The sequence below is a fragment of the Acinetobacter sp. YH12070 genome (genome assembly GCF_013419625.1).
GTDB classification, from domain to species: domain Bacteria; phylum Pseudomonadota; class Gammaproteobacteria; order Pseudomonadales; family Moraxellaceae; genus Acinetobacter; species Acinetobacter amyesii.
The window spans coordinates 1-19802 of sequence record NZ_VOZT01000054.1; the positions used below are offsets into that span (position 1 = coordinate 1).

At 42.1% G+C, this 19802-nt stretch carries 18 protein-coding genes and 1 pseudogene; 5 read left to right on the forward strand and 14 right to left on the reverse strand.

All coding sequences use genetic code 11. The features are described from left to right. Positions 1–145 precede the first annotated feature (145 nt). From asd to FTU17_RS13900, 5 genes and pseudogenes are all read right to left on the reverse strand, one after another. A complete protein-coding gene (gene asd / locus FTU17_RS13880) occupies positions 146–997 on the reverse strand; it encodes an archaetidylserine decarboxylase (RefSeq protein WP_078193251.1) in 852 nt (283 codons plus the stop codon). Continuing rightward, complete coding sequence (locus tag FTU17_RS13885) at positions 994–1842, reverse strand: sulfurtransferase (protein ID WP_180011651.1); 849 nt, start codon at positions 1840–1842, stop codon at positions 994–996. The genes asd and FTU17_RS13885 overlap by 4 nt, the downstream gene beginning before the upstream one ends. 153 nt (positions 1843–1995) lie before the next feature. After that, a complete protein-coding gene (pncB, locus tag FTU17_RS13890) occupies positions 1996–3204 on the reverse strand; it encodes a nicotinate phosphoribosyltransferase (RefSeq protein WP_111885113.1) in 1209 nt (402 codons plus the stop codon). Between the two features lie 146 nt (positions 3205–3350). Then, positions 3351–3851: an ankyrin repeat domain-containing protein gene (locus FTU17_RS13895; RefSeq protein ID WP_078193253.1), complete on the reverse strand. Its 501-nt coding sequence runs from the start codon at positions 3849–3851 to the stop codon at positions 3351–3353. A 185-nt stretch (positions 3852–4036) separates the two neighbouring features. Continuing rightward, positions 4037–5541 (reverse strand): annotated as a pseudogene (locus FTU17_RS13900) (catalase). Between the two features lie 228 nt (positions 5542–5769). Between FTU17_RS13900 and dtd the strand changes: the two are divergent. Beyond that, positions 5770–6210 (forward strand): D-aminoacyl-tRNA deacylase, encoded by a 441-nt coding sequence (gene dtd, locus FTU17_RS13905; RefSeq protein WP_180054167.1) that lies wholly within the window; start codon positions 5770–5772, stop codon positions 6208–6210. 61 nt (positions 6211–6271) lie between these two features. Here the strand turns inward: dtd and FTU17_RS13910 are convergent, their stop codons facing one another. The 4 genes from FTU17_RS13910 to serB form a co-directional block, all read right to left on the reverse strand. Then, positions 6272–6781 (reverse strand): hypothetical protein, encoded by a 510-nt coding sequence (locus FTU17_RS13910; protein ID WP_180004347.1) that lies wholly within the window; start codon positions 6779–6781, stop codon positions 6272–6274. Between the two features lie 67 nt (positions 6782–6848). Further along, positions 6849–7328 (reverse strand): SCP2 sterol-binding domain-containing protein, encoded by a 480-nt coding sequence (locus tag FTU17_RS13915; protein ID WP_078190615.1) that lies wholly within the window; start codon positions 7326–7328, stop codon positions 6849–6851. Between the two features lie 156 nt (positions 7329–7484). Then, positions 7485–7817: an AciT family ciprofloxacin tolerance protein gene (gene aciT / locus FTU17_RS13920; protein ID WP_078190616.1), complete on the reverse strand. Its 333-nt coding sequence runs from the start codon at positions 7815–7817 to the stop codon at positions 7485–7487. Between the two features lie 414 nt (positions 7818–8231). Further along, positions 8232–9452, reverse strand: a complete 1221-nt coding sequence (serB, locus tag FTU17_RS13925) for a phosphoserine phosphatase SerB (RefSeq protein WP_078193257.1) — start codon at positions 9450–9452, stop codon at positions 8232–8234. Between the two features lie 77 nt (positions 9453–9529). Between serB and FTU17_RS13930 the strand changes: the two genes are divergently transcribed. Beyond that, positions 9530–10786: a hypothetical protein gene (locus FTU17_RS13930; protein WP_168379711.1), complete on the forward strand. Its 1257-nt coding sequence runs from the start codon at positions 9530–9532 to the stop codon at positions 10784–10786. Between the two features lie 49 nt (positions 10787–10835). Here the strand turns inward: FTU17_RS13930 and ppk1 are convergent, their stop codons facing one another. The 5 genes from ppk1 to mhpT all read right to left on the reverse strand — a co-directional run bounded on the left by ppk1 (position 10836) and on the right by mhpT (position 16621). Then, positions 10836–12899, reverse strand: coding sequence for a polyphosphate kinase 1 (ppk1, locus tag FTU17_RS13935; protein ID WP_180135751.1), 2064 nt, complete (start codon positions 12897–12899; stop codon positions 10836–10838). A 207-nt stretch (positions 12900–13106) separates the two neighbouring features. Further along, on the reverse strand, positions 13107–14075 hold the full coding sequence (locus tag FTU17_RS13940) for a bile acid:sodium symporter family protein (RefSeq protein ID WP_180135753.1): 969 nt from the start codon (positions 14073–14075) through the stop codon (positions 13107–13109). A gap of 73 nt (positions 14076–14148) precedes the next feature. Next, positions 14149–14799: a bifunctional nicotinamidase/pyrazinamidase gene (pncA, locus tag FTU17_RS13945; protein ID WP_180135758.1), complete on the reverse strand. Its 651-nt coding sequence runs from the start codon at positions 14797–14799 to the stop codon at positions 14149–14151. A 70-nt stretch (positions 14800–14869) separates the two neighbouring features. Then, positions 14870–15259, reverse strand: coding sequence for a hypothetical protein (locus tag FTU17_RS13950; RefSeq protein ID WP_180049689.1), 390 nt, complete (start codon positions 15257–15259; stop codon positions 14870–14872). A 150-nt stretch (positions 15260–15409) separates the two neighbouring features. Further along, positions 15410–16621, reverse strand: a complete 1212-nt coding sequence (mhpT, locus tag FTU17_RS13955; RefSeq protein ID WP_180135756.1) for a 3-(3-hydroxy-phenyl)propionate transporter MhpT — start codon at positions 16619–16621, stop codon at positions 15410–15412. 723 nt (positions 16622–17344) lie between these two features. Here mhpT and dapA point away from each other — a divergent pair. Genes dapA through purC form a run of 3 tightly spaced genes read left to right on the forward strand, consistent with a single transcriptional unit; the run spans position 17345 to position 19621 of the window. Further along, entirely contained in the window at positions 17345–18244 is a 900-nt protein-coding gene (gene dapA, locus FTU17_RS13960) for a 4-hydroxy-tetrahydrodipicolinate synthase (protein WP_078193262.1), read from the forward strand. A 15-nt stretch (positions 18245–18259) separates the two neighbouring features. Next, positions 18260–18865, forward strand: a complete 606-nt coding sequence (locus tag FTU17_RS13965; RefSeq protein WP_168379718.1) for a lipoprotein-34 precursor (NlpB) — start codon at positions 18260–18262, stop codon at positions 18863–18865. Between the two features lie 36 nt (positions 18866–18901). Next, entirely contained in the window at positions 18902–19621 is a 720-nt protein-coding gene (gene purC / locus FTU17_RS13970) for a phosphoribosylaminoimidazolesuccinocarboxamide synthase (protein WP_078190626.1), read from the forward strand. Positions 19622–19802: the final 181 nt, after the last annotated feature.

Here is a 19802-nt window from a genome sequence, read left to right on the forward strand (position 1 = left end):
TCATATTAAGCTTTACGAGGGCGTTGTATCGTCTGACGAGACGTGTATCAAGATGGGAGATATTAAATTGAAGAGCATGCTCTTCAATTTAACCCAAAACTTGGGATTTGTGTAGATACCTATGCCTAAAGGGACAGGGAATTCATTAAATGGTATGCCCTAAAGCTTCGCCCATCACCACAGTCGAGTTGGCTTTAAAGGTCGCATCCCATTGCATTTTGTTTTCTTCAAACAACACAACCGCTGTTGAACCTAAATAGAAACGGCCCAATTCTGCACCTTTCTCTAAGAATAAATCGTGTTGATTCAGTTCCAAACGCCCTGTCGGTTTAACTTTACCTGTAGCCACGGTTTCAATACCTGCCACGATCATTGCACCTACCAGTACAACCGCCATACGACCAACTTCTGTATCAAATAAGCAGACCATGCGTTCATTGCGAGCAAATAAACCCGGAATATTTTCAGCAGTGGTTTGGTTTACAGAGAATAATTCACCCGGTACATACAAAGTTTCTGTCAATGTTCCTGCAAATGGCATATGTACACGGTGGTAGTCTTTTGGTGACAAATAAACCGTAGCAAACTGCCCATTTTTAAAGGGTTCAGCCAATTGTGGATCGGCAATCAGGTTTTCAACGGTGAACTTCTGCCCTTTGGCCTGAAATACGTCACCATTTTCAATTTTACCTAGTTGTGAAATCGCACCATCTGCGGGTGAAACAACACTGTTGGCATTTGCATCAACTACACGTACGCCTTCTTTTAAAGAACGAGTGAAAAATTCATTGAATGATTTAAATTTCAGGGCATTACTTTGCTCAGCAATCGACATGTCGATGCCATACTGTGCTTTAAATGCGGTAATCACAGCATTTTTCACCACAGGGTTTTCACTCGCAGCCAATTTACCGACGATACGTGATAATTTGTGCTGTGGAACAACACGCTGAGCTTGAATAAAAATTTGTTTTTTTAACTGAGATGTAAGGCTCAAGACGGCAACTCTCCGGTGATCACAGGACTATCGAGTCGGTTGCCCCACTCGCTCCACGCACCATCATAAGCTCGAATATTCCAACCGAGTAAACGTCCCAGTATATAAGCTAGGCCCGACCGATGATGGGACTGACAATATACCACCACAGGTTCGTTTAAATTGAATCCCAATTGTTCTAAGCGTTGTTGTGTGCGTTCTAAAGGATGCAATTTTAAATGATTTTCCCGGTTAAGGGCAGTACTCCATTCGAAATGTCGTGCCCCCGGAATGTGACCGCCGCGTCGCGCAGCCAAACGTAGGCCTGTATATTCATCTTCGGTACGGCAGTCCCATACTTGGATCTGCTCCTGCTGCACACGAGCCAATAGCTCATCATAATCTGTTTGATACTGAGCACGCGCCTCTGCACTTACTTCAACCAATGGGCTCACGGGTTCAAATTGCTCAATTTCAGACGAGGTCGGTAAGCCTGCCCCAAGCCAAGCATGGATGCCACCATTGAGGAGACTGGTATTTTCAAAACCGAGGCAATGTAAGTTCCAAATCAGTCGACCAGCCCATGCCCCACCTTCATCGTCATACACTACTACATGATGTTCTGGACTGATATTCAGATAGCGAATGAGCTGTTCTAAGCCAGCTTGGTCAGGTAATAGCCCCATCGCTTGTTCTTCTTGGCGCACTAACAGTTTCGGCTGCACATGCAGTGCATGTGGAATATGCAATTGGTCATAAACCGAACGACGACTCAAATCGACGATCCGTAGTTTTTCATTACCAAGATGTGGAACCAATTCTTCCGCTTCAATCAGCAGACCAAAATTCAGTGTAGATGCTGTCATCGTTGTTCGTGTTGTATTTTGTGCGATTAAATTCGATCTTAGCATAAGTCATTTTCACTATTATTCTGAATTTTTGCATTCCTTTAGCAATATTTTAGATATAAAAAAGCCGAATCATTGATTCGGCTTTTTTATTTTTATCTAATGCTGTGTTTAAGCGCTAACTTCAGAGATGTCAAACACCTGACGTAGATACGCTAAGAAAGTATCATTATCCGTCATGGTTTTACCCGGACTATCTGAAATTTTTGCCACAGATTGACCATTACATTCAACCAGTTTCAGTACGATATTCAGCGCAGTTTGTCCCATATCATTGGTCAAGTTGGTGCCAATACCAAAGCTAACTTGGAAACGGTCTTTGAAGTAATTATGCAAATCCCACGCTTTTTCGATATTTAGACCATCACTAAAGGTCAGCATTTTACTTTTGCTATCGACTTTAAGCTTTTTGTAATGTGCATAGGCTTTATCGCCCCATTCATACGGGTCGCCACTGTCATGACGTAAACCGTCGAATAGTTTGGCAAAGTACAAATCGAAGTCACGTAGGAACGCATCCATACCGACAACGTCCGTTAAGGCTATTCCTAAGTCACCGCGGTATTCCTGCACCCATGTTTCTAGCGCAGACTTCTGGAAGTTACGTAGACGAACATCAAGCGCTTGGAATGCTTGTAGGAACTCATGCGCCATCGTACCAATTGGAGTAATGTTCAAGTCTTTGGCAATCAGAACATTACTTGTACCGCGGAAAATATACGGTGAAGCCTGATTTAATTCTTCAATTACATGCTTTTGCCATGCATAACTATAACGACGACGCGTGCCAAAATCAGAGACCAAGAATGGTGGATCATTTGGATTTTGCCGTGCTTCATACTGCTTCAGCAAGGCAATCTTATGTTGCAAACGGCGCTCACCTTCGGCTAAAACTTCTGGTGTACGAATACGTTGGAAATATAATTCATTGACGATGGCTAAAACAAAGATTTCAAACATCATCGCTTGAACCATTGGGCCTTCTACCCAAATGTCCAGTCGACCTTCATCATCAATACCCGCTTTAATAAAACGGCGTTTAAGCTGAAATAATTCAAGATAATCAACAAAATCGCTTTTAATAAAACGTAAACTGCGTAAATACTGCAATTCATCTTCTTTAAACTTCAACTGACAAAGCATGTCGAGCTGCATGTTTAAATCATCCAAAATTTCAACCAGTGGATAGGCTGTATCATCCAAGTTACGGCAACGAAAGTGATACACACTATGGGTTTGCGGAAATTTGTGTAACACCACCTGAAGCATGGTGAATTTATACAGATCTGTGTCTAATAAGGATTGGATGATTGGAGACATAAAGACTTTCAGTTTTTATCAACTCTTTGCATTAAAGCATACTTTATTGATAAAAAGCCGATTGATTTAGTGGAATAACTTATAAATCACCGCGATTCATCGACTTTTTTCAATTTTTTTGCTGAAGCTGAGCGCGATCAAGCTCACTATTTTTTGAGTAACTGTCGATATTTTTCTTCTTGACCAAATTCACGCGCAAACTGTTCTGCAGTCTTTTGCCCCATTTTTTTGGCATTTGCATCGCAATCCACTTGGCGTAATTGCTTTGCAATCGCCCATTCTAATTTAAACATGGCACCCATCAATGCGGTGTTGCCTTTATTGTCACGTGCGCAGCGGTCTGCACCTTGTTCTAGCAAACGAGTCACAATATTTTGATGACCATAATAGGTCGCCATCATCAGTGGTGTAAAACCCGAAGCATTGCGCACATCGACCGGAAAACCGTGCTTAAGAAATTCATTGATGACTTCTTCATTGCCAGTTTTGGCTGCAGCAAAGAAAATTGCGATCAATTCCTGTTGTGAGGTCATCTGATCGCTTGCAGTTGCTTTAGCGGGGGAGATATCTTCCGCGATTGCCACGTTTGCGAATGCGGAACCAAACGCTAGAAGACTGGCTAAAGTCAAATGTTGCATAACTTTCATGATGAACTCCAACAGAAATCGAATGTAGAATTGAATTGGAAACAATTCATTTCATTAAAAAAAATGAATATTTAAGGAGTGCCTATGAAACTCCCCCTAGGGTGCAGGAAAGGTATGGAGCTTCATAGGACTTTTTTGAGGTAACGTTCTAGACCCTAGTTACCAATCCTTCCGACTGATCGAAATTAGTCTTTCAGTTGTGCTGCTTTAGCTTTTACAATTGCAAGGTTGCCGTTTACTGCTTTAGTCATACGCATACCGTAGTCTGCATCTGCTTTGTAGAAGTAAGACAACATGATGTGCTTGGTTTCAGAATCTTTTACGTTGCCAAGATCCGCAGCCAAGTTCATGATTAAATCGTCTTTTTCTTTGGCAGTGTATGAACGGTAAAGCTCACCCGCTTGCTTGAAGTTTTGCTCTTTGGTACCGATCTGTTGAACTGTGCCTGTCAGCGGAGTTTGAACAGCGCGTGCTTTCTCAGTAGCAGCTTTAGGCTCTTTACGGCTTGGCTCGTAGTTCACGTTCGATGAAGTGCCGCCAACATTCATAGAACCATCCTGGTTGTTGTTGTTAACAGCAACAAGCGGACGGTTGACTGGAATTTGCTGGTGATTCGCACCCAAACGGTACATTTGAGTATCTGAGTAAGAGAAGATACGGCCTTGCAGCAGACGGTCTTCTGATGGCTCGATACCTGGAACTAAGTTACCTGGAGCCAATGCCACTTGTTCAGTTTCATTGAAGAAGTTTTTTGGCATACGATTCAGCGTTAAAGTCCCCACTTTGGTTTCTTTCACTAGATCTGTAGGCCAGATTTTTGTTGGATCAAGCGGGTCAAAATCAAAGCTGTTTAAATCTTTAGGATCTAACACTTGGATATAAAGATCCCATTTCGGGAATTTACCAGCATTGATGTTGTTATAAAGATCGTTAGTCAAGTGATTGAAATCTTTACCTTGCTGCTCCATCGCTTCTTTAACGTTCAGACCTTTCACGCCTTGTTTAGAGCGGAAGTTGAATTTAACGTATTTGTATTCGCCTTTGTCGTTATAAAGCTTGTATGCATGCACACCAAAGCCGTCTTGTTCGCGGTAGCTGGTAGGCACACCTTGGTTACCATACACATAAGTCAACATGTTGGTTGCCCATGGCTGGCTAGACAAGAAGTCAAATACGCGGTTTGCGTCTTGAACATTGTTGATTGGGCTAGGCTTCATGGCATGGATGAAGTCAGGGAATTTGATCGCATCACGGATGAAGAATACTGGAGTTTGGTTACCCACTAAGTCCCAGTTGCCTTCTTGTGTATAGAACTTGATCGCAAAACCGTGCGGGTCACGTAAAGTTTCTGGAGAACCTTTACCGTGAATTACAGTCGAGAAACGTAAGAAAACTGGAGTCTTGGTACCTGCTTTGAACAATGAAGCAATGGTTAGATCAGATAGATCTTTAGTTGCAACGAATTCACCATAAGCACCTGTACCACGCGCTCAGGAATACGCTCACGACCAAAACGCTGTAATTTTTGAACCAATTGTACGTCTTGAAGCAGAACTGAACCATTTGGACCCGCAGTAATCGAGTTTTGGTTATCGCCTACTGGTGCACCATTGTCTTTGGTTAATGGCGCTGCTTGAGTCGCCGCTGTTGCTGTTGCTAACATCGCAACCAATAAAGAACGCTTAAACATCGTCTTAATCTCTCTGTTAAATACCTTTCCTGCCCCGCAAAGATACTGATATTCAATAAATAGATAAAACAGATTATTTTCATAAATTCAATCGTATTATTAGATTTATAAAAATATACATTTCATTTTCAAATGTTTGAGCCCAAAATTTTCTAAACATCGCTTCGAAAGAATGCTGTCTTTGCTACAATCCCTGCCCTATGTTCAATTTTCTACTCGGAAGAATTTATGCGGGCCTTGTTACAACGTGTTTTGGAAGCCAAAGTAGTGGTCGATGGTGAGATCACGGGTGAAATCAATCACGGTATTTTAGTGTTTTTAGGACTTGGTAAAGCTGACGATTTAGAAAAGGGCAAAAAACTGATCGATAAGATCTTGAAATACCGTTTTTTTGATGATGAACAAGGCAAGATGGGCTGGAATGTCAGTCAAGCCGGCGGCGGTATCCTCTTGGTGTCTCAATTTACTCTGATGGCACAAACGCAAAAAGGCCTGCGCCCCGATTTTGGCCCTGCCATGCCGCCAAGCGATGCCAAAGCGCTGTATGAACAGCTGGTCGATTACGCCAAGAGCCAATATGACCATGTACAAACAGGCATCTTTGCTGCCGACATGAAAGTGCATTTGGTCAATGACGGTCCAGTGACCTTTAATTTAGAAGTTGAATAACCACTGAAGCATTAAAAAAGCCCTCTTTTGAGGGCTTTTCACAAGCTAGAATAATACGGTCTTAAATGGTTGTAATCAGTTTTGCACGTTGCATTACTTCCACAGGGATATCTTTCACAAGCATGACTGTTAATGACTGATCATTTTTCTTTGACGTTGTTGTTTGATTTGCGTCTAGAACAGCATTTACATCAGCGGGATTCAATGTATACATTGCACCAGTAGCTGGATCAACAATTAATAAACCAATTAATCCACCAAAAATAATATTGGCTACATACCAACCATTTACTGTCCCTGTTACCTGCACAGTTTTTGTTTGAAAACCATCTTTTTTGAACGTTACTTCATAAGCTGCTGGTTTAAAATATCCTGTACCGCGTTTTAAAGTTACAGTTGCAGGTGTGATACCTGTATGTACCTTTTCCCCCGCTTTATTTGTAATCGAAATCGATGCTTCATCAGGAACTGACTTAAAGGTTAAAGTTTGAGTCGATCCAGAAATGATACTTGCACAACCTGTCAAAGTAAGTGATGCAGCAATTAAACCCGACGTAATTAATTTTTTCATAAAAATACCCCCTAAAAAGTGGGGGTATTTTTACCAAAAAAACGTTAATTTTCAACGAAAATTAAAATTATTTTCCTGTTTTTTCTTTAATAAACGCACGTGCGATTTTGATTTTTTCTTTAACCGGTTTTGGAAGTTTAGGTGGAATTAACTTCGCCACTTGGTTAAACCAGACCAGTAGACCAAAATCACCTTCCATTTTAATACTGCCATTTTGCATACCCGTCATAAATGCAGTTGGGTCACCTTTCATCAAGGTTTTTACACCCTGTTCGCTGTCCGCAAATTGCAAAATAAAGTCTGCTTTTTCAGCATCGCCTGAAACAGTATCAATCTGTCCGTTATTTACAATAATTTGACGTGCAACACCTAAATCCGTGCCGATTTGAATACGGAATTGACGTTCATGAACCAATTCAATGAATTTAGGGCTAGTACGTGCAAGCTGTTTCATACGAAGCGCTAAACCTGCCACGAGTAAATCAAGTGGATCCGTACTGACATCAACTAAAGGTAGTTTTACGACAGGAATTGATGATAGTTTCATGACTTAAAGCCTATTGTAATTGTTGGAAAATTGACTGGCTTCATCCTACCATAACTTGGCTTTTGAGAAGTAAGGCTTTGTATCTCAAATCGGACTAATACGTTCATAAAAAAATGCGCCCTCAGGCGCATTTTCATTGAAATTTTGTTCTGGCACTTATCGGCTCGAACATTGCTGTTCTTCATCATATACAGGCGTGTGCTCTATACATTGGCGCTTTGCCATCGCACGCTCTGCACGGCGGTCTTCACGTAACAATACTAAAGTGAATACCACCATTGCGGCCATTAATGCCGTTAAATAACTATAAGTCACTGATAATTCAAACATGGTTTGTGTGCCAAATCGAATCACTTCAATGAGTCCCCACACCAGCATCCCCGCCAGCATAAAACTTAACCAGCGACGATAAGGCGAGAAGAAAACAGCAATCACAGCCGCCGATACCAAGCTCAGGCCAACGATTGTTGCTAAATTCGCTGTTAACATAAAAACCTCCGTCATTTGACAGCTGACATCTCTTGTCTTACAGGATGCTGAGCCGTCTCACTACTGTATCTTCAGTAAATAGATTTGGTCGATCTCAATCTCTTGCAAGCATTATGCTGAGTTTTTTGCATAAAAAAAGTCTCGTTTTTTGTCCATGCGACACACCTTGTCGCAACATTATTTTGTCATTACATTTTTTCTTTTTAAAGAATTTCTAGAACAATGATGGCATCTCGTTTCGAGTGTCATTACAAAAAAAACAGCTGGTTTTAGGCTAAAAAAATTAATTTTTCGAATGCTGTTAATCGTTGTTTTTATCGACAATTTTCTTCTACCGTTCATCGGATGAGCTGAATTCTTGGCATAAAAAAACGCAGCCTTTTGGCTACGTTTTTGACTGTGCCTTAAATGGTTTTAAGCACGATTTAAATCTTTATCATGCACACCAAGCAGGTAAAGAACACCATCTAGACCCACGCTTGAAATGGCTTGATTGGCATTTTGACGAACCAAAGGTTTCGCACGGAAAGCAACGCCTAAGCCGGCTAAAGACAACATAGGTAAGTCATTCGCACCATCACCGACAGCAATGGCTTGTTCTAATGAAATCCCCATTTCTTCAGCGATTTGAGTCAACAAGAAGGCTTTGCGGGCACCATCGACAATATGACCTTTCACTTCACCTGTTACCGCGCCATCTTGGACGTCCAGTACATTGGCATGCACTTCATCGATACCCAGTTTTGCTTGTAGATATTCGGCAAAATACTGAAAACCACCTGACAAAATAGCCGTGCGATAACCCAGTGATTTAAGCGTTGAAATCAGACGTTCCGCACCTTCTGTAACAGTCAGACGTTCTGCAATTTTAGGTAATACCGAAGCATCCATACCTTTGAGCAGTGCCACACGTGCACGGAAACTTTGTTGGAAATCGAGTTCACCTTGCATAGCACGTTCAGTGATTTCAGCCACTTGAGCGCCGACACCCGCTTCAATCGCCAATTCGTCAATCACTTCTTGCTCAATCAGCGTCGAGTCCATATCAAAGCAGACTAAACGACGATTACGACGGTAAGCATTGTCTTCTTGAACGGCAACATCTACCCCTAGTTCAGTAGATAGACGTAAACATGCTGCACGCATCGCAGTGGCATCCAACATCTGGCCTTTTAGACCAAATTGAACGCAGGCACGGCGCGGACCTTCACTTGATCCATCTAACTCTGGACGGCCAGATAAACGAGTCACAGTTTCAATATTGAAGCCTTGGCTCGACACAATATTTGTAACTGCCTGTAAATGAGACGCCTGTAATTCTGGCGCAAGTGCCGTAACGATATAGCGTGTGCGGCCTCCCTCATTTACCCATTGTTGATATTCTGTTGTAGAGATTGGTTTAAAGCGCACAGTTAAGCCAATATCATGTGCTAAAATCAACATCTCCTTCATGGCTAATGCTGTCGCAGTCTGGTCTTCCGACGAAACAACAATACCTAAAGTCAGCTGATTGTGGATGACTGCTTGTCCGACATCTAAAATCTGTAAGGAATGTGCGGACAAAACCTGCATTAATCGTGTAAATTGATTAGGTTGGTCAGGTCCTAAAAGTGATATAAGAATGATTTCTCGCATGAATTGACTCGGGTCTGAGCTACAACTAATGTAAGAATCATAATCTAAATTGAATAGAATTGCCTTGGAAGTTTACGTTGAATGCGCCTAGACAAGGGCTATTTGCTAGCCTATTAGTAGTTTGTTTTGCTTTGCATACCTTTTTATTGGTATTGGCAACAACCCACCAACTGAACGAAAACCGTGCCAGTCAGGGACAACTGATGACCAGTCAATTGGTTACAGACAGCCTATCTGAGCTTGAGCCGGCCAATACCGTATCATTAGCCTTACTTGCTGACCGCTATGCAACCAACCCGAGCGTGGCTTCCATCCGCATTTTAAATGCCAATAATCAAGTTTTGGCCACAGGCGGTTTGACCAAAACCCGTGACGGTGAAATCTTTGTTCGTGATGCGCTGCAAAACGAAAAGAAAGTCGGAACGGTTGAAATCACCTTAATTAAACCAAGTATTGGTGAAATCTTACGTACGCAGTGGGCTGCGATTCTATTTTCATTATTCTTACATGGCTTGTTATGGTTGGCGTATCGCGCTATTGCGCGTCCAAGTCGTACTGAATATTTAGCGCGAATCAACAATGAATCACGTCTAAAACACGAAATTCAAACGCTAGCGCAGGCTTTAGAACAAGAAAAACATAATGCCGCTCTGGCGATTGCTCAAGCGCAGCAAAATGCGCAAGCCAAAGCAAAACAGCATAAAGACATGAAACCAGTGGTTCTCGACAGCAACAGCTTGGCATTAAATATTCAATTTTATGATCCGAAACAGTTGCTCGATAGCGTCAACAAAACCGTGTCTGTGCCGTATTTTAATCTCTGCCAAATTTTCTTGAATAAAACCACAGAACTCTGTGTTCAACATTATAAATTGAACAGTTCTGACATCAGTACAGTGCATAAGTTTGATGAACATGGCGCAACCATCAGCATGACTGCTGACACTCCAGATGCGCTGCGTTGCCTCACCATGATCAGCTCAGTATTCCAATTGCTTTCAGATGTTTTATATAAACGCTACCGTGAAGAAAAACGATTCGTTTTACAAACCCGTAGTGCGATTTCAAGCTCTGTCGAAGCCATGCAATTGTCTTCTGTACAAGCGGCTGAGCGTTTAGTCCAACAATTGGTTGCCAAAGAAAGTGCCATTCATGTGCCGACAACTTTGCTCAAAGAGATTTCAGATCATTTCCAATTGGTGAGCTTGCCAAATCCGACCAATGTGCTCACTCGTCATGCATTTATGCTCAATGGGATGGACAGTGATGCTGCTGAATTGGCTCAAAACTTCAGAACTGAAATTTTAAAATCCAAACAGTCAAAAGCCTCGTAAAGGTTTTAGCGAAATCAAAAATCCCGACTTAAGTCGGGATTTTTTTGTCTTAAACGGTCGAAATTTTCTGTGCAATCAAATATTTTTGCGCGTTATGCGGTTCGGCACCTGCTTCAACCGCGACTTTCTCCCATTGCCCATTCGACTGCATTTCCCATGCATTTTGATTATCGTCCAAATAGTTAAGTAAACAATCTTTCATAATGCGTTTTTTCAAACGGCTTTCTAAAATGGGAAAACAGGTTTCGACCCGTGAAAATAAGTTACGTCCCATCCAATCGGCACTGGCACAGTACAATCGTTTTTCGCCTGCATGCTCAAAATAATACACTCGAGTATGCTCTAAGAAGCGTCCGACGATAGATCTCACATGAATATTCTCAGACATCCCTTTGACCTGAGGAATCAAACAACAAATCGAACGGATAATTAAATCTACAGATACCCCTGCTTGCGATGCACGATACAAAGCAGCAATCAGTTGCGGTTCCGTGAGTGCATTGACCTTCACAATAATTCGTGCGTATTTTCCCGCTTGTGCAGCAACAATTTCCTGTTCAATCAGTTTCAGTAATTCAGTATGCAGAGTAAATGGTGCATGCAATAACGCTTTCAGCTTCGCCATCTTGCCCATGCCTGTCAGTTCCTGAAACATGCGATGCACATCCTCGCAAATATCGGGATGCGTCGTCATCAGGCCATAATCGGTATACATCCGCGCATTGCCTGCGTGGTAATTACCTGTTCCCAAATGGGCGTAGCGCAATAGTTGATTATTTTCACGGCGCACAATCAGAATCATCTTGGCATGGGTTTTATAGCCCACAATGCCATACACCACGACAGCCCCAGCTTCTTGCAATATATTGGCCACGGTAATATTGGATTCTTCATCAAACCGCGCCCGAAGTTCGATAACTGCGGTTACTTCCTTACCGTTGCGAGCCGCCTCCGCCAAAACTTGTACGATGTCCGAATCTGGCCCACTGCGATAAAGCGTCTGCTTAATGGCTAAAACCTGAGGGTCTTTTGCAGCTTCACGTAATAGGTTAATAACCGGTTGAAAGGAGTCAAACGGATGATGTAACAACACATCTTGTGTTTTTAATACATCAAAAATCGCGGTTTGTTTACGAAAAACTTTAGGAATAATCGGTGTATAGACCGGATATTTCAGTTCAGGTCGATTAAAACTGGCACTGAGACGCGATAAATTGATCGGGCCGTCAATGCGATAGAGCTCCTGCTCACTCAAATCAAATTCATCTAACAAATAATCAATAATGCTTTGCGGACAATCAGCTTCAATTTCTAAGCGAACTGCCCGACCAAAACGCCGTGAAGACAATTCATCTTTTAATGCCACCGCCAAGTCATCCAGATCTTCAGCCAGAACTAAATCTGCATTGCGTGTCACTCGAAAGGCATAACAGCCCGTCGCTTTCATCCCCGGAAATAGGTCATTGATGTGTTGCTGAATAATGGCGGTCAGGAAAATTTGTGTCTCTGCACTGCCTTCAACCTCGGCGGGCATTTTGATTAAACGCGGCAATGAGCGTGGCGCAGGCACAATTGCCATTTCAATGGCACGACCAAAGGCATCTTTGCCTTCTAGACTCACAATAAAGTTGAGGCTTTTATTGACCAAGCGAGGAAACGGATGCGATGGATCTAAGCTAATTGGTGTTAAGACTGGTTGAACTTCTTTACTAAAATAATGGCTAATCCACGCCCGATGTTTTTCTAAAATATCTTTAAATTGAATAAAGCGAATGCCTTCACTTTGTAATGCAGGCAATACAGCATGATTGAGGGTCTGGTATTGCTCTGCAACCGTGTCATGAATCACTTGGGAAAGTTCATCTAAGACCACTTCAGTCGGAATGGCATCTGGCGTCCGTGCAATCGCATTCAAATCTCGTTGTTTCATCAGCCCCGCAATACGAATTTCAAAGAATTCATCTAAATTGCGTGAAAAAATGATGAGAAAATTCAAGCGTTCAAGTAAAGGTAAACTTGAATCGAGTGCCTGAGCCAAGACCCGCCGATTAAAATCTAAAAGTGACAATTCACGATTATAATAGGTCTCTGATGAATGCTGAAAATGTTGCATACCCTCTCAATGCTGTTTGAAACAGTCTATATCTAAAGTGTTTGCCGGCATGTTAGGCAGCGGATATGACACTTATGTTACAAATAGCATTAATCAATTAAAAAAGCATCCAATTCTCTAAAACCGTATTCATCAAATCGTAAAATTTATTTTCGACATCAAAAAAAGAGGGACATTGCCCTCTATTTTACTGAATTGTTTTTTTGTTTATTGCACAGGCTTGTCTTGTTCCGATGCTTTGGGCTCACTCGTCCGTGCTGCCCAATAGGTTGCCAGTGCAGGACCCGAGATATTGTGCCACAAACTAAAAATCGCACTCGGCACAGCGGTCAGAGGTGAAGCGGCAAAATGGGTGGCCGCCAATGCCACACCCAGACCTGAGTTTTGCATCCCGACTTCAATTGACACTGCTTTACAGTCTGCATAGGGCAATTTAAATAGTCGGCTGGCCCAAAAACCCAATAGATAGCCCAAGCCATTATGTAAGGCAACTACCCCAAGAATCAGTAAACCTGATTGCAAAATCTGTGTTCGGCTACCCGCAATGATTGCCGCCACAATCGCCACAATTGCCACAACAGAAACCAATGGCATGACCTGTATATAGGCATCCACTCGGTGCTTAAAGACAGTTCGAATCATTAACCCCACAATGATCGGAAATAAAACCACTTGTAAAATTGAAACCAACATCGATGCCGCATTAATTTCAATCCATTGGCTTGCCAGCAAATAGAAAATCGCAGGGGTTAAAACCGGTGAGAGTAATGTCGCAACAGAGGTACAAGCAACAGATAATGCGGTATTGCCTTTTGCCATATAGGTGATGACATTAGAAGCCGTTCCACCCGGACAGCAACCGACAAGAATGACCCCGATCGCGATTTCTGTCGGCAGTTGTAATAATTTACACAAGAAAAAAGCCAATCCCGGCATCACAATAAACTGTGCCAAAACCCCGATCATCACAGCTTTAGGACTTTGCAATACACTTTTAAAATCTTGCAGTGTCATGGTCATGCCCATACCCAACATAATGATGCCTAGCATCCATGGAATATATGCTTTTAACCAAACAAATACATCGGGAAAAAACATGGCGAGCGCTGCAAACAGCACCACCCAAATCGCAAATGTTTTCTGCACAAATTGAGTGAATTTTAAGAAAGCCGACATAGGCATCTTCCATTTAAATACAGGGACAAAAAAAGGCACACCCTTGTGCCTTTTCTCAACTGAGCCCACTGGGTCATGCCAAAGATAATGCCTGTGCATGCTGCTGCACAATATCTTTCAGGTAAATACGCTTCACCCCATTCGCCAACATGTCTTGCCATGCATGCTGTAAAGAACCCTGTAAATCGATCCCTTTGGTCAAATCAGCAATCACAAAAGTTTCAAAACCAAGCTTACGTGCATCCATTGCCGTCCATGCAACACAGAAATCCGTGGCAATGCCCACCACAAAGACTGTATCAATACCACGTTCGCGCAAATAGCCCGCCAAACCTGTTGAAGTTTTCTGATCTACTTCCATAAAAGCAGAGTAGCTGTCGATATGCTGATGAAAACCTTTACGGATAATTAGCTGCGCCGTTGGTAAATTTAAATCAGGATGCAATTCGGCATCCTGTGTGCCTTGTACACAATGCGTCGGCCACAATACTTGCGTTCCATAATTCAGCTCTATGCTGTCATAAGGTACATGCTCAGGATGATTTTCAGCAAAAGAGATATGGTCGGCTGGATGCCAATCTTGAGTCAGCACAATATTCGTAAAGTATTGCCCCAGTTGATTAATCCCTGGAATAATTTGATCGGCATTGGCAACAGCCAACTGACCACCCGGGGTAAAACCATTTTGTACATCGACCACAATCAGCGCTGTATTTTTTTGCATATCTCTCCATCCGTTGTCATGCATTTTCGGCGACTCTACTGATTCGCTCATATTTTAAAAGCCTTAGTATTCAGTCCTGTGCATAAAAATAAAATGACTGTCCTTCCTGACAATACCGATACTTGGGCAAATGCTCAACCAAACGTTGTGCAAAGCGTGGGTAAATACGGGCTTTTCGCCGAGTCGAAGCATGAAAATAAAAATATCGCGGTTGATGTTGAAAGATATATTTTAATAAATGGCTGCGTGTCTGCTGCATGACCTCAAACGCATTAATCTTTTCAGCAACATCTTCTAGGGTAGGTTCATCGGCAAAGGCCAACCACGCATTTTGTCTCGGCTGTTGGCGATGTCTTTGAAATACAGGTTTGAGTTCCAAGATAAGTTCGTATTGATGTAGATACAAACTGAATTCACGTTGATCAACTTTAAAAATTGCGACCAGTTTTCTTGCTGACATAGCCCCTCTACGTTGATTTTTTGTTTTCTCTTTCTGCTGTATTTTTACATAAAATACATTTATTTATATTGGTTTAGAGCATTAGTGCGACTTCTATTGTCGCCATAAAAAAGCCCGCAATATGCGGGCTTTTTTGATATGACATGTTCCTTAAGATGGAATACGACGTACCAACAACAACATAAATACTGCAGAGATTGCGATACATGGAATTGCAGCGGTAATCACCCCTGCCGCACCAAAACCTGCTGCCAATAGCTGACCCGCAATTGCAGGGCCTAACATTGCACCGACACGACCAACGGCTGAAGCAACACCAACACCCGTACCACGTAACTGTGTCGGATACACGATACCACCGAAGGCATACAATACACCTTGGCAACCAATCACGAATGCACCGACTAAAGCTGACGCCATGTACATTTGAGTCAATGAACCTGCACCATTCAGCGCAAATAGACCTGCCAAAATACCGCCGTACATCAAAATGATCACATAAGCTTTCTTCCAACGATCAGTCAACATACCTAAAATGATCGTACCAATGGTTGCACTCACCATGAAGTAGAACTGCGCAGTTGCACCATCTTTACGAGTGAAACCGAGTTCGGTGAACAACGACGGTAACCAGCTCAACATGATGTACACCACCATCAAGGTGAAGAAGTAGCTCACCCAAATTGAGAAAGTACGTAAACGGTTTTCTGTGTTAAAGAGGTTTTTGAAAGCACCTTGTTGCATTTCGCCATTGGCGGTCGCTTGAACCGCTTGATCTTTGGCTTTCAAGAATTCACGCGATTCGGGCAGGAACCAAATCATCAATGGAATCACAACAATCGGTAATAAACCGCCTAAATAGAAAATATTTTTCCAGTTTGCACCGAAGTCCGTCATTGCGACCAATGATAAGATTGCCGCACCCACAGGCATACCACAGTACATCAAACCGACTGCACGACCACGATTTTGTGGCGTTACCGATTCAGATGCCAAGGTAATTAAAATTGGCATTGCTGCACCTAAACCTGCACCTGCAAGAAAACGTACAGCGAGTAAGCTATGGAAGCTATTTACCCATACCGTACATAAGGTAAAGATGGCGAACATCCCCGTAGACCAAATTAATACTTTTTTACGGCCCATTCGGTCTGCAATCCGACCACCCACCAAAGCACCAGGTAATAATCCTAAAATACCGGCACTAAAAAACACCCCTAGCTGCGAGCTATCCAGCCCGAAATATTCACGAATCCCTGCTGCTGCAATACCTGCAGCCTGAATATCCAGACCTTCGATTACGGCAATAAGGAAGCAGATTGCTACCGTGACAATAGCATGCTTATTATCTGACTTTTCCATTGGAGAATCCTTGTTGTCATCAGCGTTCAAATTAAGTCGCATCATCGCTGAGCCTTATAAAGGATATAACTACCAATAAGTTGAAGCCTTTCGTCCAAAATTGGATTACGTGCATGGTGTAATAGTTTTTGTGCTTTAAGTCACAAAGTCGTAAAAACAATTAAAAATTTAAAATAAAAAAATATGAATCGTGCAATGAACAGTCAAATCAAGCGATCTTTTTAAACACTCATAAAAACATGTCTATTTCTATTAGATATAAAAAAGATTATTACCCAAGTTTTTAACAATCATTTGTAATAAAACCCGAGCGAATTGATATAGTTTTTAAATCTTTAGTCATTGTTATTTAATCTTAAATTCTGATTAAAAAGCACGGAATACACATAGATCAACCTTTTGCTGATGATTTAATCAATCCCATCAACCATGCCAACCCTCTCGATTGAATAAAACATTTTCAAGATTCAGCCCTTGCTGAACAATTTTCAGGCTGCAAAAAAACCGCTATTTTACACTTGATTGTTTTAAGTTTGATTTGTATAAAGAATTTTATGGCTTTGACCAAAGCATATTGTTCTTATGCGTTTGATCAGTCATAATTTGCGTAAGCATTATTCAACTTGGGTATAGCCCAATGAACATGCTACAAATCAAAATTCGAAACCATCCAGAAATCAATATTTCATCTTGTCGGATGGACAAATAGGATAGCTTTTCAAAATGACTCAGCAAGCTCAGACCATTCAAGGTTCAATTGTCGCAATCGTCACCCCAATGTTTGAAGATGGCAGCGTAGATTGGAAGAGCCTCGAGAAGCTGGTTGAGTGGCATATAAAGCAAGGCACCAATAGTATTGTTGCTGTAGGGACTACAGGTGAAGCTTCTACCTTGAGCATGGCCGAACACACTCAGGTGATCAAAGAAATCATCCGTGTGGCGAACAAACGCATTCCAATTATTGCCGGCACAGGTGCAAACTCAACCCACGAAGCAATTGAACTCACCAAAGAAGCCAAAGAATTAGGTGCAGATGCGGCATTATTAGTTACACCATACTATAACAAACCTACCCAAGAAGGCCTGTATCAACACTACAAAGCGATTGCTGAAGCTGTTGATTTACCTCAAATTTTGTACAATGTACCTGGCCGAACCGGTGTAGACATGCACAACGACACCGTGATCCGTCTTGCTGATATTCCACAAATCGTGGGCATTAAAGACGCCACTGGCGATGTTCCTCGTGGTCAAGAACTCATTGAAGGCCTTAAAGGCAAAGATATGGTGGTGTACTCAGGTGATGATGCAACGGCTTATCAGTTAATGGGTTTAGGTGCTAAAGGCAACATTTCGGTTACTGCGAACGTGGCGCCAAAAGAAATGAGCGAAGTGTGTGCAAGCGCTTTGGCGGGTGACGCAGTCCAAGCCGAGCAACAAAACAATACTGTTGCAAATTTACATCAAATTTTATTTTGCGAATCGAACCCAATTCCTGTGAAATGGGCACTTCATGAGATGAACCTGATTGAAACAGGCATTCGCTTACCATTAACACCCCTTGCAGAACAATATCGTACTCCGCTTCGTGAAGCACTCATCACTGCGGGCGTTATCAAATAAAGAAGAGCAAACATCATGCAATTACGTTTAGGACTTAGCCTGGCACTTTCAGTATTTACATTAGCCGGTTGTAGTTCACTTGCCTTTAATAATGGCACACTGGACTATAAACAAACCACAGATGTTGAACCGCTGAAATACCCTGAAGGGTCAATGGTTCGTCCTGCAACGCCTTTGTATCCTGCTCCATCAGTTGACCCGCTAGCAATTGAGCATGCACCAAAGCTTGAAAATAAGCGTGGCAATCGCTATGCCCTTCCGCGTCCAGCCGCGGAAAAAAATAATGTCGTCGCAGATTCCTCAACAGACAGTACAAATATTAGCCACCCTCAACTATTGGTGGATGGAAATCAAAATCCACTGATCAAAGTTGAAGGAAATTCTGCTACAATTTGGCAATACACACTTGCTACCCTCAGCAGCCTTAACCATACCATTGTTGGTCAGAGCAAAAACCGTTACGAAGTAACCGTCAAGGTCGATCAGCAGACCTATGTCTTAAGACTTTCTTCTGTAGGTTCAAGCAATAACATCGCTGTGTTCAATGCCGATAACAGTTTTGCAGACAAAGAAAAAGCTGCAGATCTGTTAGCTCAGATTTACCAAAATTGGCCAGCCTAGTCGTACTAGGCATTTTTTCTCGAAAAAGGTTCCCTCATGTTAAAACAAACCTTGCTCTATACTGGTAAAGCGAAATCTGTTTATGAAACAGATAGTTCTGACCACCTCATCCTAGTTTTCCGTGACGATGCTTCTGCATTCAACGGTGAAAAAATTGAACAACTGGATCGCAAAGGTAAGGTGAACAACCGTTTTAACGCCTTTATCATGGAAAAATTGGCTGCGGCTGGTATCGAAACTCATTTCGAAAAACTTCTTTCTCCAACTGAAGTTTTAGTGAAAAAATTAACCATGGTTCCTGTAGAGTGCGTAATTCGTAACTATGCAGCAGGTTCACTTTGCCGTCGTTTAGGCGTTGAAGAAGGTAAAGAACTTACTCCGCCAACTTTCGAATTGTTCTTCAAAGACGATGCGTTAGGCGACCCAATGGTGAATGAATCACAAGCGATTGCTTTAGGTTGGGCGACTGCTGAACAACTCGCTCAAATGAAAGAATTGACTTATAAAGTAAACGAAGTACTTAAAGGTCTATTCGATGCAGGCAACATGCTGCTTGTTGACTTTAAACTTGAATTTGGCGTGTTCCACGACCGTATCGTACTGGGTGACGAATTCTCTCCAGACGGCTGCCGTCTATGGGACAAAGACACTAAGAAAAAACTCGACAAAGACCGTTTCCGTCAAGGTTTAGGCGGTGTGGTTGAAGCTTATGAAGAAGTTGCTGCGCGTTTAGGTATCGACCTTTCTGATATCTAAGTCGTTCATCGATTTGAAAAACCGAGCTCTTTAGCTCGGTTTTTTAATGAAATATTCTCTGTACACGACAAAAATAGATAACTCATTGAAATAATGTCACAATAATTGTTTTCTAACGACGAATACTATGACACATCTCAATGAGTTATATCTTATCTTAAACAAATCTCTAAAATGGAAC

Excerpts from the sequence above, each read along its gene's own strand:
- pncA (WP_180135758.1), bottom strand. The coding sequence starts at position 14,799 with ATGCAAAAAAATACAGCGCTGATTGTGGTCGATGTACAAAATGGTTTT.
- FTU17_RS13910 (WP_180004347.1), bottom strand. The coding sequence starts at position 6,781 with ATGAAAAAATTAATTACGTCGGGTTTAATTGCTGCATCACTTACTTTG.
- FTU17_RS13895 (WP_078193253.1), bottom strand. The coding sequence starts at position 3,851 with ATGAAAGTTATGCAACATTTGACTTTAGCCAGTCTTCTAGCGTTTGGT.
- purC (WP_078190626.1), top strand. The coding sequence starts at position 18,902 with ATGTTAAAACAAACCTTGCTCTATACTGGTAAAGCGAAATCTGTTTAT.
- FTU17_RS13915 (WP_078190615.1), bottom strand. The coding sequence starts at position 7,328 with ATGAAACTATCATCAATTCCTGTCGTAAAACTACCTTTAGTTGATGTC.
- dapA (WP_078193262.1), top strand. The coding sequence starts at position 17,345 with ATGACTCAGCAAGCTCAGACCATTCAAGGTTCAATTGTCGCAATCGTC.
- dtd (WP_180054167.1), top strand. The coding sequence starts at position 5,770 with ATGCGGGCCTTGTTACAACGTGTTTTGGAAGCCAAAGTAGTGGTCGAT.
- ppk1 (WP_180135751.1), bottom strand. The coding sequence starts at position 12,899 with ATGCAACATTTTCAGCATTCATCAGAGACCTATTATAATCGTGAATTG.
- FTU17_RS13950 (WP_180049689.1), bottom strand. The coding sequence starts at position 15,259 with ATGTCAGCAAGAAAACTGGTCGCAATTTTTAAAGTTGATCAACGTGAA.
- pncB (WP_111885113.1), bottom strand. The coding sequence starts at position 3,204 with ATGTCTCCAATCATCCAATCCTTATTAGACACAGATCTGTATAAATTC.
- FTU17_RS13940 (WP_180135753.1), bottom strand. The coding sequence starts at position 14,075 with ATGTCGGCTTTCTTAAAATTCACTCAATTTGTGCAGAAAACATTTGCG.
- FTU17_RS13965 (WP_168379718.1), top strand. The coding sequence starts at position 18,260 with ATGCAATTACGTTTAGGACTTAGCCTGGCACTTTCAGTATTTACATTA.
- serB (WP_078193257.1), bottom strand. The coding sequence starts at position 9,452 with ATGCGAGAAATCATTCTTATATCACTTTTAGGACCTGACCAACCTAAT.
- mhpT (WP_180135756.1), bottom strand. The coding sequence starts at position 16,621 with ATGGAAAAGTCAGATAATAAGCATGCTATTGTCACGGTAGCAATCTGC.
- FTU17_RS13885 (WP_180011651.1), bottom strand. The coding sequence starts at position 1,842 with ATGACAGCATCTACACTGAATTTTGGTCTGCTGATTGAAGCGGAAGAA.
- aciT (WP_078190616.1), bottom strand. The coding sequence starts at position 7,817 with ATGTTAACAGCGAATTTAGCAACAATCGTTGGCCTGAGCTTGGTATCG.